We start from the raw sequence: 16801 nt of genomic DNA on the forward strand, positions 1-16801 counted from the left end.
GTCGCGCCGTGGCCGCACTGCTGTGCGCCGCGGCGCTCGCGCTCACCGGCGCGATCTCGTACGCGGTGGGTCCCGCCACCGGCGCCGCCTCCGGAGACGGCCCGCTGCGGGTGGTCACCACCACGACCTTCCTCGACGACACCGTGCGCAGGGTCGGCGGTGAGCACGTGCGCACCGTCCGCCTGATGGGCCCCGGGGTGGACCCGCACCTCTACCAGGCCACGGCGAGCGACCTGCGGCACATGCGCACGGCGGACGCGGTGTTCGCGGTGGGCCTGTACCTGGAGGGCTCCCTTGAGCGCACGCTGACCGAGGTCGACCGCACCGGCTCCGTCCTGCGGGCGGGCGAGGCGGTGCCGGAGCGCCTGCTGCTCTCCCCTCCCGCCGGAGCGGCGCCGGAGGAGGAGCACGACCCGCACATCTGGTTCGACCCGCAGCTGTGGGCGCACGTCGTCGACGCCGTCGCCGCGCGCCTGGGCGAGCTGGACCCCGCCCACGCCCAGGATTACCGCCGTGCCGGCGCCGACTACCGCGCCCGTGTCCTGGCACTGGCCGACGAGGCCCGGGCCGCGATCGCCACCATTCCCCCGGCCTCCCGGGTCCTGGTCACCTCGCACGACGCGTTCCGCTACCTCGGCAGGGCGTTCGGGCTGGAGGTGGTGGCCGTGCAGGGCATCTCGACCGAGCAGGAGGCCAGCACCGCCGACATCGCCCGCGTCGCCGACGCCGTGGTGCGCGGCGACGTGCCGTCGGTCTTCGTGGAGACCAGCGTTCCGGCCCGCACGGTGGACGCGGTACTGGCGGCGGTGCGGCAGCGGGGCGGCGAGGTCGACCTCGGCAGACCGCTGTACTCGGACTCGGCGGGCGACGACGGCACCGCCGAGGGCACGTATCTCGGCATGGTGCGCGCCAACATCGACCGGATCGTGGAGGGCCTGCGATGAGAGCGGTGAGCCGTGCGCGGAATTCGGAGCGGGAGGCCGCCGCACCCAGCGCGCTGGCGCTGTCCGAGGTGAGCGCCGCCTATGGCGGGCGGGGCGTGCTCGACCGGGTCACCGTGGAGATACCGGCACGGACGCTGAGCGCGGTGGTCGGCCCGAACGGCGCGGGGAAATCGACGCTGGTGAAGGCGGCGCTGGGCCTGGTGCCGTCGGTGCGGGGTCGCGTCCGGCTGCTCGGGGAGCCGTTGAAACGGGTGCGCGCCCGCGTCGCCTACGTGCCGCAGCAGGACGCGGTGACGCGGGACTTCCCGATCACGGCCGTGCAGGTGGTGGAAATGGGCCGCTACCCGCACCGGGGCTGGTTGCGCCGGCTCACACCCGCCGACGACGAACTGGTGGCCTCCGCGATGGACCACGTCGGGGTTGCCGGGCTCGCCGACCGCCCGATCGACGAGCTCTCCGGTGGCCAGCGGCAGCGGGTGTTCCTGGCCCGCGCGCTGGCCCAGCGCGCGGAGCTGGTACTGCTGGACGAGCCGTTCACCGCCGTGGACGCCCGCACCGAGTCGGCGTTGCTCGACGTGCTCACCGGGCTGTGCCGCGACGGGGTGTCGGTGGTCGTGGTGCACCACGACCTGCGCACGGTGCTGACCCGCTTCGACCACGCGGTACTGATGGCGGGATCGGTGCTCGCCTCCGGCCCGCCGGAGTCGGTACTCACCGCCGCCCACCTCGAACGCGCCTACGGCATGGCCCCGCTGGTGCTCGACTCATGATCGGCACGGTGCTGGAGGCCCTTCCGCTGCCGTACCCGGACGCCGTCGTGGTGGTCGGCACGGCCGTCGTCGGGTTCGTCGCGGGGGCGCTGGGACCGTTGGCGGTGCTGCGCCGCCGGAGCATGTTCGGCGATGCCATGAGCCACGGCACGCTCGCGGGCGTGGCGGTGGCGTTCCTCGTCACCGGCGCCAAGGTTCCCGAGCTGTTGCTGCTCGGGGCCGCGATCTCGGCGGCGCTGGCCGCGCTGGCGATGATCGCGCTGGAGCGCACCGCCCGGCTGCGTCCCGACGCCGCGATCGGCGTCGTGCTCTCGGTGTCCCTCACGCTCGGCATCGTGCTGCTCACCCACATCGGGGGCAGCGGGAACAGCACACAGGCCGGTCTGAACACCTACCTGCTCGGGCAGGCGGCGGGCATGACCGAGCGCGACATCGCGATCGCGCTGGTGCTGGGCGCGGTGGCGCTGGCCGTGGTGGTCATGGGATTCCGCGTCCTGCGGAGCGCGACGTTCGACCCCGGGTTCACCGCCGTGGCGGGGGTGCCGACGTGGGCGGTGGACCTGGTCAGCACGGGTCTGCTCGCGATGGCGGTGGTGCTCGGGGTGCGCACGGTGGGGGCCATCCTCATGGTGGCGTTGCTCGTGGCGCCGGTGGTGGCGGCGCGGCAGGTGACCCGGCGGCTGTCGGCGCTGGTGCCGGTGTCGGGACTGGTGGGCGCGATCTGCGGCGCGACCGGCGGTGTGCTCTCGGGACGGGCGGAGCTTCCCGCGGGCCCGGTGATCGTACTGCTGGTGACGGCGGTGGCGCTGGCCTCGGTCACCTTCGCCCCGCGCCGGGGCGTGCTGGCGCGGCTGCGCGGGCGGCGTGCGGCGTTCTCCGAGGAGCCGGGGCGATGACCCCCGATGGCGTGATGATCGTCGTGATCGCGGGGCTGCTGTCCACGGCGTGCGCGCTGCTGGGCTCGTTCCTGCTGCTGCGCGGACAGGCGCTGCTGCCGGACGCGGTCAGCCACGCCGTGCTGCCGGGGATCGTGCTGATCTTCCTGCTGACGGGGGAACGCTCCTCGCCCGCGACCGTGCTGGGGGCGACCGCGTTCGGCGTGCTGTGCGTGGCCGGGTTCGAGTGGCTGCGGCGCACCGGCCTCGTGGGCTCCGACGCGGCGCTGGCGCTGGTGTTTCCCGCGCTGTTCTCGCTCGGCATCCTCGGCATCAGCCGGTTCGCCTCGGGCGCGCACATCGACCTCGACTCGGCGATCTACGGCGACATCACCTTCGCCCCGCTGCGCACGGTGGATCTCGCGGGGACGCCGGTGCCCTCGTCGCTACTGGTGACCGGCGCGGCGGCGGTGCTGACGGTGGTGTTCGTGCTGGTGCTGTGGAGGCCGCTGCACGCGAGCACGTTCGACCCCGACTTCGCCGAGCTGGCCGGGCTGCGGGGTGCCGTGGTGCAGCGGATGCTGCTGGTGGCGGTGGCCGGGCTCGCGGTCGTGGCGTTCGACAGCGTCGGCGCGGTGCTGGTGATCACCTTCTTCGTGCTGCCCGCCGCGACCGCGCGGCTTCTCACGCACCGGCTCGGCACCATGCTCGTGGTCGCGGTGGCGGCGGGCTGGATCAGCTCGGTGGCGGGGCACCACGCCGCCGTGGTGTTCGACTCCTCGATCGCGGGCACGATCGGCCTGGCGGGCGGCTGCCTGTTCCTACTGGCCCTCGCGCTGTCCCGCCTGCTGCCCCACCGCCGCCGCACCCGCGGCACTCGCGCCCCACGACCGGAGCCATCCTTGCGTTGACATGTCGTCAAGGCCTCCTTCACTGCGTCTGACGCAGTCAAGGGGGCCTTGACGACATGCTCACAAGCGGTGGGGGCACGCAGCCCGGCGTGCCGGGTTACTTGCGGATCTCCAGGGTGCAGCACTTCGGGCCGCCGCCCGACTTGCGCAGCTCGGAAATGTCGAGCGGTACCGGCTCGAAGCCGCGCACGGCGAGCCGCTCGGCCAGCTCGCGCGCTTCGACGGGCAACACGACGTTGCGCCCGTCCGAGACGGCGTTGAGCCCGAGGCAGGCCGCGTCGTCGGCCCCGGCGAGCACCGCGTCGGGGAACATCCGCTCCAGTGTCCGGCGCGAACCCGGGGAGAACGCCTCCGGGTAGTAGGCCACCTGCGCGGGCCGCGTGTCGGTGGCCTCGGCGAGCACGAACAACGCCGTGTCGAGGTGGTAGTAGCGCGGGTCGGTGAGTCGCAGCGACACGACCGGCACGCCCAGCACCTCCTGCGCCTCGGCATGCGCGCGGGGGTCCGTGCGGAATCCGGTGCCCGCCAGCAGGACCCGGCCGGTCCAGGCGAAGTCGCCCTCGGCCTCGTTCGTCTCGGCGGGCATCGTGACGTCGCGGAAGCCGTTCTCGACGAACCAACGGCGAAAGTGCTCCGCCTCGGCCGCGCGTTCGGCCGACCGGAACCGGGCGCCCAGCACCCGGCCGTCGATCACGGTCCCCGAGTTGGCGGCGAAGACCATGTCCGGCAGGCCGGGTTGCGGCTCGATCTCGGACACCGAGTGCCCGAGCCGCACGTAGGTGTCCCGCAGCGCGGTCCACTGCGCCACCGCCCGGTCGGTGTCGACGGGAACGTCCGGGTCCATCCAGGGATTGATGGCGTAGGTGACGGCGAAGTGGCGCGGCGGGCACATCAGGTACTGACGAGGCGTGGGTACGCGCATGGTTCGAATGTATGGTCTGCGTGATCCGGCTATCAATTGCCGGAGATTGCGCATCAGTATGCTAAACGTTGCGTGTGAACACCTTGGATCAGCGCATCGTTTCGTGCCTGGTGGCCAACGCCCGGTCGAGCTACGCCGAGATCGGCGACATCGTGGGCCTGTCGGCCCCGGCGGTGAAGCGCAGGGTCGACCGCCTGCTGGACAGCGGGGTGCTGCGCGGCTTCACCGCCGTGGTGGACCCGGAGGCTCTCGGGTGGGGCACCGAGGCCTTCGTCGAGGTCCACTGCCAGGGCAACGTCTCCCCCGCCCGCATCCGGGCGCACCTCGAACCGCTGCCGGAGGTCGTGGCGGCCTACACGGTGTCGGGCGCGGCCGACGCGATCGTCCACCTGCGCGCTGCGGACATCCACCACCTCGAGGACGCTCTCGAACGCCTGCGCGGATTGGAGATCATCGACAGGACGGTGTCCACGGTGGTGCTGTCCACACTGCTGGAACGGCCGCCGGACCCCGGGCACTGACCCGCTCCGGGAACCCGGCGTATCCCAGTGGTTGGGACCGGAGTACGGTGTTACTACCGGTAACAGGTAACCCGGATCACACCGCACCACGGCGGTCGAAAACACCAAGTAATCTCGAAGTTATGAGGGCGGTCCGCGCCGCAACCGGGAGAGAGGGAATCGCTGGCCCATGAGCACGAGCGCGAACGGCAACGGATCGGACGGCACGTTGTCCGCGGCACGGCAGACGGAGGTCAGCCAACTCGACCGGGTGGTGATCCGCTTCGCCGGGGACTCCGGTGACGGGATGCAGCTCACCGGAGACCGGTTCACCTCGGAAGCGGCGGCCTTCGGCAACGACCTGGCCACCCTGCCGAACTTCCCCGCCGAGATTCGCGCTCCCCAGGGCACGATCCCCGGCGTCTCCAGTTTCCAGGTGCACTTCGCCGACTACGACATCCTCACCCCCGGCGACCGCCCCGATGTGCTGGTCGCGATGAACCCGGCCGCGCTCAAGGCCAACATCGCCGACGTGCCGCGCGGCGGCACGGTGATCGTCAACGTCGACGAGTTCTCCAAGCGCAACCTCAGCAAGGTCGGCTACACCGCCGACCCCCTCGCCGATGACACGCTCTCGGCGTTCGAGGTCCACCGGGTCGCCATGTCGACCCTGACCCAGGGCGCGCTCGCCGACACCGGACTCGGCAAGAAGGACGCCGAACGCTGCAAGAACATGTTCGCGCTCGGCCTGCTGTCGTGGATGTATCACCGGCCGACCGAGGGAACCGAGGCGTTCCTGCGCGAGAAGTTCGCTACCAAGCCGGACATCGCCGAAGCCAACGTGCTGGCCTTCCGCGCGGGCTGGTACTACGGCGAGACCACCGAGGCGTTCGGCACGACGTTCGAGGTCGCCCCGGCGAAACTGCCGAAGGGCATCTACCGGCAGATCACCGGCAACACCGCGCTGGCCTACGGGATCGTGGCCTCGGGCCAGCGCTCCGGGCTCCCCGTGCTGCTCGGGACCTACCCGATCACCCCCGCCTCGGACGTGCTGCACGAACTGTCCAAGCACAAGAACTTCGGCATCACCACGTTCCAGGCCGAGGACGAGATCGCCGGGATCGGCGCCGCGCTCGGCGCCTCCTACGGTGGCGCCCTCGGCGTGACCTCGACGTCGGGTCCCGGCATCGCGCTGAAGTCGGAGACGATCGGGCTGGGCGTGATGATCGAGCTGCCCCTCGTGGTGATCGACGTCCAGCGGGGCGGCCCCTCGACGGGGCTGCCCACCAAGACCGAACAGGCCGACCTGCTGCAGGCCATGTTCGGACGCAACAGCGAGTCGCCGGTGCCGATCGTGGCGCCGAGCACCCCCGCCGACTGCTTCGACATCGCGCTGGAGGCCGCCCGGATCGCGCTGGCCTACCGCACGCCGGTGCTGCTGCTCTCCGACGGCGCGGTCGCCAACGGCTCCGAACCATGGCTGATCCCGGACGTCGAGAACCTGCCGGACCTGCGGGTCGAGTTCGCCGCCGAGCCGAACGCACCGGACGGCTCCGGCGAGTTCTGGCCGTACGTGCGCGACCCTGAGACGCTGGCCCGGGAGTGGGCCGTGCCCGGAACCCCCGGCCTCCAACACCGCGTCGGCGGCCTGGAGAAGGCCGACGGCAAGGGCAACATCTCCTACGACCCGGACAACCACGACGCGATGGTGCGGCTGCGCCAGGCCAAGATCGACGGCATCGACGTGCCCGACATCGAGGTCGACGACCCCTCGAACGGGCAGGCGCGGGTGCTGGTACTGGGCTGGGGCTCGTCCTACGGCCCCATCGGCGCCGCCTGCCGCCGGGTGCGCAAGCACGGCATCCCGATCGCCCAGGCACATCTGCGGCACCTCAACCCGCTGCCCGCGAACCTCGGTGAAGTCCTGGCCTCCTACGACACCGTCGTGGTGCCCGAGATGAACATGGGCCAGCTCGCCATGCTGCTGAGGGCGAAGTACCTGGTCGACATCCGCTCCCACACCAAGGTCGCCGGCCTGCCGTTCAAGGCCGAGGAACTCGAGGAAGTCTTCACCGACGTGATCAAGGAGGTCGTGGCCGCATGACCGCCACCGATCTGGGCCTGCCGACCATCGGCGGGCTGGACCTGGTACCCACGACCGACGAGAAGCAGAAGGCCAAGGACTACAAGTCCGACCAGGAGGTGCGCTGGTGCCCCGGGTGCGGCGACTACGTCGTGCTGAACACCATCCAGTCGTTCCTGCCGAACCTCGGCCTCAAGCGCGAGAACATCGTGTTCGTGTCGGGGATCGGCTGCTCGTCACGGTTCCCGTACTACATGAACACCTACGGGATGCACTCCATCCACGGACGTGCGCCCGCCATCGCCACCGGGCTGGCCACCACCCGGCCCGACCTGTCGGTGTGGGTGGTCACCGGTGACGGGGACGCGCTGTCCATCGGCGGCAACCACCTCATCCACGCCCTGCGCCGCAACGTCAACCTCAAGATCCTGCTGTTCAACAACCGCATCTACGGGTTGACCAAGGGCCAGTACTCGCCCACCTCGGACCAGGGCATGGTCACCAAGTCCACGCCGATGGGGTCGCTGGACACCCCGTTCAACCCGGTTTCGCTCGCGCTCGGCGCCGAGGCGTCGTTCGTGGGCCGCGCGCTCGACTCCGACCGCAAGGGCCTCACCGAGGTGCTCGGCGCCGCCGCGGAACACCGCGGCTCGGCGCTGGTGGAGATCTACCAGAACTGCCCGATCTTCAACGACGGCGCGTTCGACGTGCTCAAGGACTCCGACGAGGCCGCGCGCCGGATCATTCCCCTGCGTACCGGCGAGCCCATCAGGTTCGGCCCCGAGGGCGAGTACGGCGTCGGCCGCGGCGGCTGGGGCGGCCTCGAAGCCGGCAAGGTCTCCGAGATCGGCGAGGAGAACCTCGTCGTGCACGACCCCACCATCGAGGACACGGCGTACGCGTTCGCGCTGTCCCGCATCGGCGACCAGAACCTGACCTGCACGCCGACCGGCATCTTCCGCCAGGTTTCCCGGCCGACCTACGACGACCAGGCCCGCGAGCAGGTCGACCAGGCTCGACAGGCCAAGGAGCCGGACCTTCAGGCTCTCCTGCGCGGCAAGGACACCTGGACGGTCGAATAACCCGCGAGTCGCCCCGCACAGCCCGCGAGTCGCCCCTCGCGGGCTGCCGAGTCGCCCCTGCCAGGCGCGCGAGTTGCCCCTCACAACGCGCGAGTTGCCCCTGCCACCCCCGCGAGTTGCCTCTCACAACGCGCGAGTTGCCCTCGCCAGGCGCGCGAGTCACCCCGGATCCGAAGCACTCCACGGGCTCAACAGCCGGGCCGACGACGGGACGAGGCGGCCAACCACGGCCACGGCCAGCTCCCCGCGTCCGCCAGGGGCAACTCGCAGACAGCCAGGGGCAACTCGCAGACAGCCAGGGGCAACTCGCGGGCCGCCAGGGGCAACTCGCGAACGGGCAGGGGCAACTCGCGGGGTGGGAGTCAGGTGTTCAGGGGGCGGAAGCCGACGCGTTCGGCGTCCTCGGGGGTGCGGAACCAGACCTCGGCGACCATCTTCGCGAACTCCGGCGAGGACTCGTCGCAGTACCGCAGGGCGGTCACGCTCGCCTTGACGGTGTACTCCTCCGAGGGACGTTCGCCACCCGGCCGGGGCATCGCGGAACCCGGGCCGAACGGCCCCGACGGCATCTCCGGTCGGGAAGTCTCGGCCCCGGAGCGGGGCGTCTGCGGACCAGGCACGGGCGAGGCGGGCTCGAAGAGCGAGCCGCCACGGCTCCTGCCGGAGCCCTCCGTCTCCCGGCGTTGCCCCGGACGCGCCGACGGGGGAAGCGGCTTCGGCTGTTCGAAGCTTTCCAACGGTGACGTCCCCGGCTGTCGCTTCGGCAGCACGTGGGTGTGCTCCACCCAGTCGGGCCGCTGTTCCGGCTCGTCGTCCCGGCCGGAACCGAAGGCGTAGGCGGGCGGCTGCTCCACCCGGGTGCTGTCGTCGGCGCCGCCGGACTCCGGCGGATCGAACAGTCTGCCGCCGTGCCCCGCCTCGGCCTCGTCCTGCGGTGGCTCCACGTCGAGCCGGTCACCGTGGCGCGGTTCGATGCGCGTCGGACCGTCCACCTCGGGCGGTGCCGGGTACCCCGATTCCACCCGGTCCTGGCGGGCGAACTCGGCGTCGAGCTCGTCGAACTCGTCCGCGCGCCTGCTGCCACCGCGGCCGCGGAGACTGTCCTTCTCCGGCCAGCTCGGCGCGGCCGAGTGCGACGACCCCGCATCGTTGGTGTGGTCGGCATCGGTGGGCACGAAGGACCGGGGCCGGGGTGCGACGGCGTCGTCGCCCTCCTTGTCGTCGGCCACCCGTGCCGGGGAGGGGGCGATCCGCGTGTCCTTGTCCTCCCGCGCCCGGGCGGCACCGTCCTCGCGCTGCTCACGCCGCAGCTCGTGGACGCGCCGCTGCGCGGGCCGCGCGAGGAAGAACCAGGCGAGCAGCGCGCCCAGCACGAACGCGGCGGCGCTGAACGCCCAGACCTGACCGAAAACCGACATGGGCTCGTGGTCCTTTCCAACCCGTGGCGTTCCTAGTGGGTCCGGGCGACGAGGTAGTCGGCGACCGACTCGCACGCGTCCCGCGCAGGCGAGGAGGGCAACACGGTGAGTTCCTCCCGTGCCCGCCGAGCGTAGTCGGCGAGCGTGGCATGAGCGCGTTCGAGCCCACCGGAGGTGCGCAGCAGGTGCAGCGCCTCGTCGACCAGCGCGTCGTCGGTGAGCGGGCCGTCGAGCAGGGTGGCCAGCCGCGAGTCGGCGCCGCCACCGGACAACGCGTAGTGCATGGGCAGCGTGCGTACCCCTTCGCGCAGGTCGGTGCCCTGCGACTTACCGAGCTCCCGCGACGACGACGCGATGTCGATGATGTCGTCGGAGATCTGGAACGCCGTGCCCACGAGGTCGCCGAACCGGCGCAAGGCGTCGATGATCTCCTGGGGGGCGCCGGAGAGCATGCCGCCGAACCGGCCCGCCGTGGCGATCAGTGAGCCGGTCTTCTGTGCGATGACGGAGAGGTAGTGCGCCACGGGGTCCTCGTCGCCGACCGGGCCGACGGTCTCCCGCATCTGGCCGGTGACCAGCTCGCCGAAGGTCTCCGCGATGATCCGCGCCGCATCGGTGCCGAGATCGGCCACGAGCCGCGAGGCGTGCGCGAACAGGTAGTCGCCGGTGAGGATGGCCACGGTGTTGTCCCAGCGCGCGTTGACACTGGCGGCACCGCGCCGCATCGTGGCTTCGTCCATGACGTCGTCGTGGTAGAGGGTGGCCAGATGCACCAGCTCGACCGCCGCGGCCGCGGTCACCACCGCGTCCCGGCCGTGCGGGCCGAACTGGGAGGCGAGCAGGGTGAACATCGGCCGGAAGCGTTTGCCCCCGGCATCCACCAGGTGGCGTGCGGCCTCGTCGATGGCGTCCACGTCGCTGCGGACGACCTCGCGCAGGATGTTCTCGACGTCGTCCAGACCGGTGACGAGCGCGCGCAGCAGGTCCTCGTCCGCGATTCGCAGTCCGACCGCAGCGCGCAATTCCTCGATGGCGCCCTCACGCACTGACACGTCGGCTCCGCCCTTCCGGCCCCGGGTTCTCGGTCGGCTCCAAGCCTAATGGGGCGGGGTCACGCCACGATGACCCGCTGGTAGCAGCACTCGGGGTGATGGCACCGGCACTCCCGGCGCGTGCGGCCAGGACCGTGCCGGTGGTGCCCACCCATGCCCGACGGCGGCCGGTCGTCGCACACCGGTCGGCGACGACCGCACCACCGGTGATCACGCTCCGGCCACCGACGGTGTTTCCCGGGACCACCGCCGGGAGCGGTCAGGAGGTGAGGGCGAAACCGCCGGCACCCGCCCAGTCGAGCGCGAACGTCGGCGCCACGCCCAGGAGCAGGGTGACGACCACGCCGAGCGTGATCGCGGCCGTGGTGAAGGTGCCGGGCACGCTGACCGTGGGCCCCTCCTCGGCGGGCTTGGAGAAGAACATCAGCACCACGACCCGCAGGTAGAAGAACGCCGCGACGGCGCTGAACACCAGGGCGATCACCACCAGCGGCGCCATGCCGTCGGACAACGCCGCGGAGAACACGACGAACTTGCCCACGAATCCACTGGTGAGCGGGATTCCGGCCAACGCGAACAGCAGGAACGTGAACACTCCCGCCACCAGCGGTGACCGCCGTGCCAGACCCGCCCACGCGGACAGGTGGGTGGCCTCGCCCGAGGAGTCGCGCACCAGCGAGATCACACCGAACGCGGCCAGCGTGGTGAAACCGTAGGCCAGCAGGTAGAACATGGTGCCCGACAAACCCTCGTCGGTCAGCGCCATGGTGCCGATGAGCAGGAACCCGGCGTGCGCCACGGACGAGTAGGCGACCATGCGTTTCACGTCGGTCTGGGTCAGGCCCAGTACCGCGCCGATCACCATCGACACGATCGCCACGGCCCACAGCACACCACGCCACTCCCAGTGGGTGGACTCGAACCCGACGGTCAGCACCCGGAGCAGGCCGCCGAACGCCGCCACCTTCGTGCAGGCCGCCATGAAGCCGGTGATCGGCGTCGGCGCGCCCTGGTACACGTCCGGGGTCCAGGTGTGGAACGGGCCGACCGAAGCCTTGAACAGCAGGCCCACCATCAGCAGGCCGAGCCCGGCGAACAGCAGCGTGTCGGACCGGTCGGTGGCCGCCGTCGCGGCGGAGATCTCGGAGAAGCGCACCGACCCGGCGTAGCCGTAGAGCAGGGCGATGCCGTACAGGAAGAACGCGCTCGCGAACGCGCCCAGCAGGAAGTACTTGACCGCCGCCTCCTGCGACAGCAGCCGCCGCCTGCGCGCCAGCCCGCACATGAGGTACAGCGGCAGGCTCAGCACCTCGAGCGCCACGAACATCGTGAGCAGGTCGTTGGCCGCGGTGAAGGCCATCATGCCGCCGAGCGCGAACAGCGTGAGGGGGAAGACCTCCGTCTGCATGCTCTGGGTGGCGGCCTGCTCCCGGTCCTGCACCGTGCCCGGGCTGATCCCGGCCTCGGCGACGAACGCGCCGCCGCGCTCGACCACCCGGTCGGCGATCAGCAGCACGGCCGCCACCGACAACGCCAGCAGCGTGCCCCAGAGGAACAGGGCGGGGCCGTCCACCGCGACGGTGCCGCTGAGGGTGGTCACACCGCCCTCGGGAGCGTCGCCCACGTAGACGCCCAGGGCCACACCGGCGCCCACGATGGCGAGCAGGGTCAGCCCGACCTGGGTGGACCAGCGCTTCTCCTTGGGCAGGAACGCCTCGAGCAGCACGCCGACACACGCGACGCCGAACACGATCAGCATCGGCATGATCGCCGCGTAGTCGATCCCGGGCGCCTCGATCGGCCCCTGTTGCTGGGCGAAATGAACGTTCAACACGGCTGGGATTACCTTTCCTGCACCGCTGTCAGCGTCGCGTCCACCGAGGGTGAGACCGTGTCGAGCACCGGCTCGGGGTAGAACCCGAGCCCGACGATCAGCACCACCAGCGGCGCGAGCACCGCGATTTCCTTGCCGGACAGGTCACGCACGGCCTTCTTCGCTCCGGCCTCGGGCGCCATCGCCGTCCCCGGCCCACCGCCTGCCCCGACCAGCGCGTCACCGCGCACCGGCCCGGTCATGATCCGCTGGTACAGCCACAGCACGTAGGCGGCGGCGAGCACCATGCCGACCGTGGCGATGATGGCGTAGACGGGCCGCGAGTCGAACGCGCCGATCAGCACGAGGAACTCGGAGACGAACGAGTTAGTGCCGGGCAGCGACAGCGTGGACATGCCCGCCAGCAGCAGCATCCCGCCCAGGATCGGCGTCACCTTGACCATTCCGCCGTAGTCGGAGATGCGGCTGGACCCGCCACGCGCCGCGATGATGCCGACGACCAGGATCAGCATGCCGGTGGCGAGGCTGTGGTTGAGCATGTAGGTCGCCGAGCCGACGGTGGCCTGCGGCGTGAACGCGAAGATGCCCAGCGCGATGAATCCGAAGTGGGCGATCGACACGTAGGCCACGAACCGCTTCATGTCCTGCTGGCCCGCCGCCAGGATCGAGCCGTAGATGATGCCTGCCACGCCGAGCACGAGCACCAGTGGCGCCAGCTCGGCGCTGGCGTCGGGGAACATCGGCAGGCTGTAGCGCAGGAAGCCGAACGTGCCGACCTTGTCGAGCACCCCGACCAGCAGCACCGTCACCGCGACCGGAGCCTGTCCGGCCGCGTCGGGCAACCACGTGTGGAACGGCACCAGCGGTGCCTTGATCGCGAACGCGAGGAAGAACCCGAGGAACAGCCAGATCTGCGTGCTCGTCGGCGCATCGCTGACCACGGCGACCAACGTGGCCCAGTCGAACGTGCCGCCACCCAGCTCGTCGGCGGCCAGCGAGTACGCCCCGATGGCCGAGGCGAGCATGATCAGTCCGCCGAGGAACGAGTACAGGAAGAACTTCACCGCCGCGTACTGCCGCCTCGGCCCGCCGTAGAAGCCGATGAGGAAGTACATCGGCACGAGCATGATCTCGAAGAGCACGTAGAACAGGAACACGTCGGTCGCCGCGAACACGGCGATCGTCAGCGCCTCCTGCAGCAGGATCAGCGCGAGGAAGCTGCCCACCCTGCGCTCGTCGGGAAGCCGGTCGGTCGAGTGCAGCAGCGCGATGACGACCGGCACGAGCAACGCGGTCACCGCGACCATGAGCAGGGCGATGCCGTCGATGCCGAAGGAGAGGTGCACCCCGAACGCCGGAATCCAGTCCACCGAGGTGAGGACCTGGAGCCGTTCCCCACCCGGGTCGTAGGCGATCCACAGGGGAACGACGAGGGCCAGCTCCACGACGGACACGGCCAGCGCGACGAGCGTCGCCACGCGGTCGTTCTCGCGCAGCCCGGCCACCACGAGGGCGCCGAGCAACGGCAGCAGGATCAGGGCTACGAGCCAACTCATGAGAACCTCACCAACAGCAGTGCGGCGACGAGCAGGAACGACCCGCCGAGCATCGACAAGGCGTACGACCGGACGAACCCGGTCTGCAACCGGCGCAGTCGGCTCGACCCGCCTCCGAGCGCGGCCGCCAGCCCGTTCACCGCGCCGTCGACGCCCCGGTTGTCGAGGAACACCGCGAACCGCGTGGCCCACAGGCCCGGCGTGGCGACCAGCGCCTCGTTCAGCGCGTTGCCGTACAGGTCCTTGCGCGCGGCACGCACGGGCCAGGACACCGATTCCGGACGCTCGACCGGCGTCTCACGCCTGCCGAACAGCAGCCACGCGACCAGCGCGCCCAGCGCGGACAGGCCCACGGTGAGCCACGGGATCACCGCGTGGGGCAGCACGCCGTGGTCGGACTCGGCGAGCGCGCCCACCGAAGGGGCGAGGAAGTCCGCGAGCGTGTCACCGGACATGAGCAGGAACCCGGCCCCGACCGAGCCCACGGCGAGCACGATCATCGGCACCGTCATCACCGGCGGTGACTCGTGCGGGTGGAACTCGCGGCCGTCGGCCGAGGTGGTCTCGCGCCAGCGCTGTTTGCCCAGGAAGGTCAGCAGCACCAGCCGGGTCATGTAGAAGCCGGTGATGCCGGCCGCCAGCAGGGCCGCGCCGCCGAACACCCAGCCGCGCCAGCCCTGTTGCCCGAAGGCCGCCTCGATGATGGCGTCCTTGGTGTAGAACCCGGACAGGAACGGGAACCCGATGATCGCGAGGTATCCGAGCCCGAACGTGGCCGCGGTGATCGGCATCTTCTTCGCCAGCCCACCGAACTTGCGCATGTCGACCTCGTCGTTCATGGCGTGCATGACCGACCCGGCGCCGAGGAACAGCCCGGCCTTGAAGAAGCCGTGGGTGAGCAGGTGCGCGATGCCGAGGGCGTAGCCCACCGGGCCGAGGCCCACGGCGAGCATCATGTACCCGATCTGGCTCACCGTGGAGTAGGCCAGCACCTTCTTGATGTCGTCGTAGGCGCAGCCGATGATCGCGCCGAGCATCAGCGTGAACGCGCCGATGATCGTGACGACGAGGCGGCCGTCGGCGGTGAGGTTGTAGATCGGCGAGGCGCGGGCGATGAGGTACACGCCCGCGGTGACCATCGTGGCCGCGTGGATGAGCGCCGAGACCGGCGTGGGGCCTTCCATCGCGTCGGGCAACCACGCCTGGAGCGGGAACTGGCCCGACTTGCCGCACGCGCCCAGCAGAAGCAGCAGGGCGATGGCGGTGATCACGCCCCCGGACAGGTCACCGACGCCCGCGAACACCTCGGCGTAGTTGGTGCTGCCGATGTACTTGAACATCATGAAGATCGCCAGCGCCAGGCCCACGTCGCCGACGCGGTTCATCAGGAACGCCTTCTTCGCGGCCGTGGCGGCCGAGGGCCGGTCCTGGTACCAGCCGATCAGAAGGTAGGAGGCGAGGCCGACACCCTCCCAGCCCAGATACAGCAGCACGAAGCTGTTGCCGAGCACCAGCACCAGCATCGCGGCCACGAACAGGTTCAGGTACCCGAAGAACCGCCGCCGGGAGTCGTCGTCGGACATGTAGCCGATCGAGTAGATGTGGATCAGCGATCCGACACCGGTGATCAGCAGGACGAACGTCACCGAGAGCGGGTCGACGCGGAACCCGAAGTCGACCTGCAACGCCTCGACCGGAATCCACGAGTACATCGTGGTGTCGGTGGCCTGCGACAGCGACTCACTGAAGAACAGCGCGAGACCGTACACGAAGGACGCGATGACCGTCGCGCACCCGAGCAGGTGCCCCCAGGCGTTGGTGCGGCTGCCACCGACCAACAGCACGAGGGCGCCGAGCGCGGGCAACGCGACCAGCAGCCACGATTGAGCGATCAAGGTAGTTCCCTGTGGTTGGAGGCTAGTACTTCAGCAGGTTGGTGTCGTCGACCGACGCCGACCTCCGCGTGCGGAAGATCGACATGATGATCGCCAGCCCGACGACGACCTCCGCCGCCGCGACGACCATGACGAAGAACGCCATCACCTGACCGTCGATCGAGCCGTTGATGCGCGCGAACGTCACCAGCGACAGGTTCACCGCGTTGAGCATCAGCTCGATGCACATGAACACCACGATGGCGTTGCGCCGCACCAGGACGCCGACGGCGCCGATGGTGAACAGCAGCGCCGACAACAGCAGGTAGTACGTCGGGGTCACCGGTTCTGTCCTTCCCCTGTGCCGTGCTCGGCGTCGCCCTCGCGGCCGGTTCCGTCGGCACGGTCCTGGTCGGCACCGTCCTCGTCGGGGCCGTCCTCGTCGGGGCCGTTCTCGGCGCCGTGGCCTGCCGCGCCGTTCGAACCGGGCGTCCCGGTCGCCGCGGGGGTCGCCTCCGTACCGCTCTCGCCTCCCACCAGGGCGTGCGCGTCCGGCTGCGGCTCCTGGCCCGCGACCCGCCTGCGCGCGTCCTGCAACCGCGCCGCGGGTGTGGACTCGATCAGCTCGGACAGCGACTCGGGTGCCACGGAGCCGTCGGGCAACAGCGCGGGCGTGGCGACCGAGTTGGACGTGGCGAACACGCCCGGTCCCGGCTTGGGCGAAGGCCGCTCGTACTCGCCGCGGAAGCGGGCCAGCACCAGCTCCCGCTGGCTGCGCTTGCCGCCACTGGCGTGCCGGGTGGTGAACGAGAGCACCATGCCCGCCATCGCCGCGGTGATCAGCAACGCCGCGGTGAGTTCGAACGGGAACAGGTAGTCGCTGAAGATGATCCGGCCGAGACCACCCGCGCCGCCGCCTTCGGCGCTCCACGGGTCGAGCGGCCGCGCCGGGGTCACGTCGGCGACCGCGCGGGCCAGCG

The 16801-nt window shown here is 70.8% G+C and carries 14 protein-coding genes and 1 pseudogene; 7 read left to right on the plus strand and 8 right to left on the minus strand.

What is annotated here, in order from left to right; all coding sequences use genetic code 11:
- From SACSA_RS0108160 to SACSA_RS0108175, 4 genes are all read left to right on the plus strand, one after another.
- Positions 1-944 (plus strand): metal ABC transporter solute-binding protein, Zn/Mn family (locus tag SACSA_RS0108160; protein WP_157596735.1); only part of this gene is annotated, 944 nt, incomplete at its 5' end.
- On the plus strand, positions 941-1714 hold the full coding sequence (locus tag SACSA_RS0108165) for a metal ABC transporter ATP-binding protein (RefSeq protein ID WP_028661673.1): 774 nt from the start codon (positions 941-943) through the stop codon (positions 1712-1714). The genes SACSA_RS0108160 and SACSA_RS0108165, both read left to right, overlap by 4 nt.
- Positions 1711-2610, plus strand: coding sequence for a metal ABC transporter permease (locus tag SACSA_RS0108170; protein WP_019814947.1), 900 nt, complete (start codon positions 1711-1713; stop codon positions 2608-2610). Before SACSA_RS0108165 ends, SACSA_RS0108170 begins: the two co-directional genes overlap by 4 nt.
- The gene (locus SACSA_RS0108175) at positions 2607-3500 is read left to right on the plus strand and encodes a metal ABC transporter permease (protein WP_019814948.1); all 894 of its coding nucleotides are present in this window, start codon (positions 2607-2609) and stop codon (positions 3498-3500) included. Before SACSA_RS0108170 ends, SACSA_RS0108175 begins: the two co-directional genes overlap by 4 nt.
- 97 nt (positions 3501-3597) lie before the next feature.
- Here SACSA_RS0108175 and ddaH read toward each other — a convergent pair whose 3' ends face one another.
- Complete coding sequence (gene ddaH, locus SACSA_RS0108180; protein WP_198009011.1) at positions 3598-4422, minus strand: dimethylargininase; 825 nt, start codon at positions 4420-4422, stop codon at positions 3598-3600.
- 74 nt (positions 4423-4496) lie between these two features.
- Here ddaH and SACSA_RS0108185 point away from each other — a divergent pair, with 74 nt between their 5' ends.
- The 3 genes from SACSA_RS0108185 (at position 4497) to SACSA_RS0108195 (ending at position 8087) form a co-directional block, all read left to right on the plus strand.
- Complete coding sequence (locus SACSA_RS0108185; RefSeq protein WP_019814952.1) at positions 4497-4943, plus strand: Lrp/AsnC family transcriptional regulator; 447 nt, start codon at positions 4497-4499, stop codon at positions 4941-4943.
- Between the two features lie 169 nt (positions 4944-5112).
- Positions 5113-7026 carry a 2-oxoacid:acceptor oxidoreductase subunit alpha gene (locus SACSA_RS0108190; RefSeq protein ID WP_019814954.1) on the plus strand — a complete coding sequence of 638 codons (1914 nt, stop codon included), beginning with the start codon at positions 5113-5115 and terminating at the stop codon, positions 7024-7026.
- Positions 7023-8087 (plus strand): 2-oxoacid:ferredoxin oxidoreductase subunit beta, encoded by a 1065-nt coding sequence (locus tag SACSA_RS0108195; RefSeq protein WP_019814956.1) that lies wholly within the window; start codon positions 7023-7025, stop codon positions 8085-8087. Before SACSA_RS0108190 ends, SACSA_RS0108195 begins: the two co-directional genes overlap by 4 nt.
- A 362-nt stretch (positions 8088-8449) precedes the next feature.
- On the opposite strand, the gene SACSA_RS0108200 is transcribed toward SACSA_RS0108195, so the two are convergent.
- The 7 genes and pseudogenes from SACSA_RS0108200 to SACSA_RS25915 all read right to left on the minus strand — a co-directional run.
- Entirely contained in the window at positions 8450-9505 is a 1056-nt protein-coding gene (locus tag SACSA_RS0108200; protein ID WP_019814958.1) for a sunset domain-containing protein, read from the minus strand.
- Positions 9506-9537: 32 nt separating this feature from the next.
- Positions 9538-10557 (minus strand): polyprenyl synthetase family protein, encoded by a 1020-nt coding sequence (locus tag SACSA_RS0108205; RefSeq protein WP_028661675.1) that lies wholly within the window; start codon positions 10555-10557, stop codon positions 9538-9540.
- A 259-nt stretch (positions 10558-10816) separates the two neighbouring features.
- A complete protein-coding gene (nuoN, locus tag SACSA_RS0108210) occupies positions 10817-12391 on the minus strand; it encodes an NADH-quinone oxidoreductase subunit NuoN (RefSeq protein WP_019814962.1) in 1575 nt (524 codons plus the stop codon).
- Between the two features lie 8 nt (positions 12392-12399).
- On the minus strand, positions 12400-13947 hold the full coding sequence (locus SACSA_RS0108215) for an NADH-quinone oxidoreductase subunit M (protein ID WP_019814964.1): 1548 nt from the start codon (positions 13945-13947) through the stop codon (positions 12400-12402).
- The gene (nuoL, locus tag SACSA_RS0108220; RefSeq protein ID WP_019814966.1) at positions 13944-15842 is read right to left on the minus strand and encodes an NADH-quinone oxidoreductase subunit L; all 1899 of its coding nucleotides are present in this window, start codon (positions 15840-15842) and stop codon (positions 13944-13946) included. Before nuoL ends, SACSA_RS0108215 begins: the two co-directional genes overlap by 4 nt.
- 22 nt (positions 15843-15864) lie before the next feature.
- The gene (gene nuoK, locus SACSA_RS0108225) at positions 15865-16164 is read right to left on the minus strand and encodes an NADH-quinone oxidoreductase subunit NuoK (protein WP_019814967.1); all 300 of its coding nucleotides are present in this window, start codon (positions 16162-16164) and stop codon (positions 15865-15867) included.
- Positions 16161-16801, minus strand: a pseudogene (locus SACSA_RS25915) (hypothetical protein); the annotation flags it as partial. The gene nuoK and the pseudogene SACSA_RS25915, both read right to left, overlap by 4 nt.

Origin of the sequence: Saccharomonospora saliphila YIM 90502, assembly GCF_000383795.1 — a bacterium.
In the GTDB taxonomy this organism is placed as follows: domain Bacteria; phylum Actinomycetota; class Actinomycetes; order Mycobacteriales; family Pseudonocardiaceae; genus Saccharomonospora; species Saccharomonospora saliphila.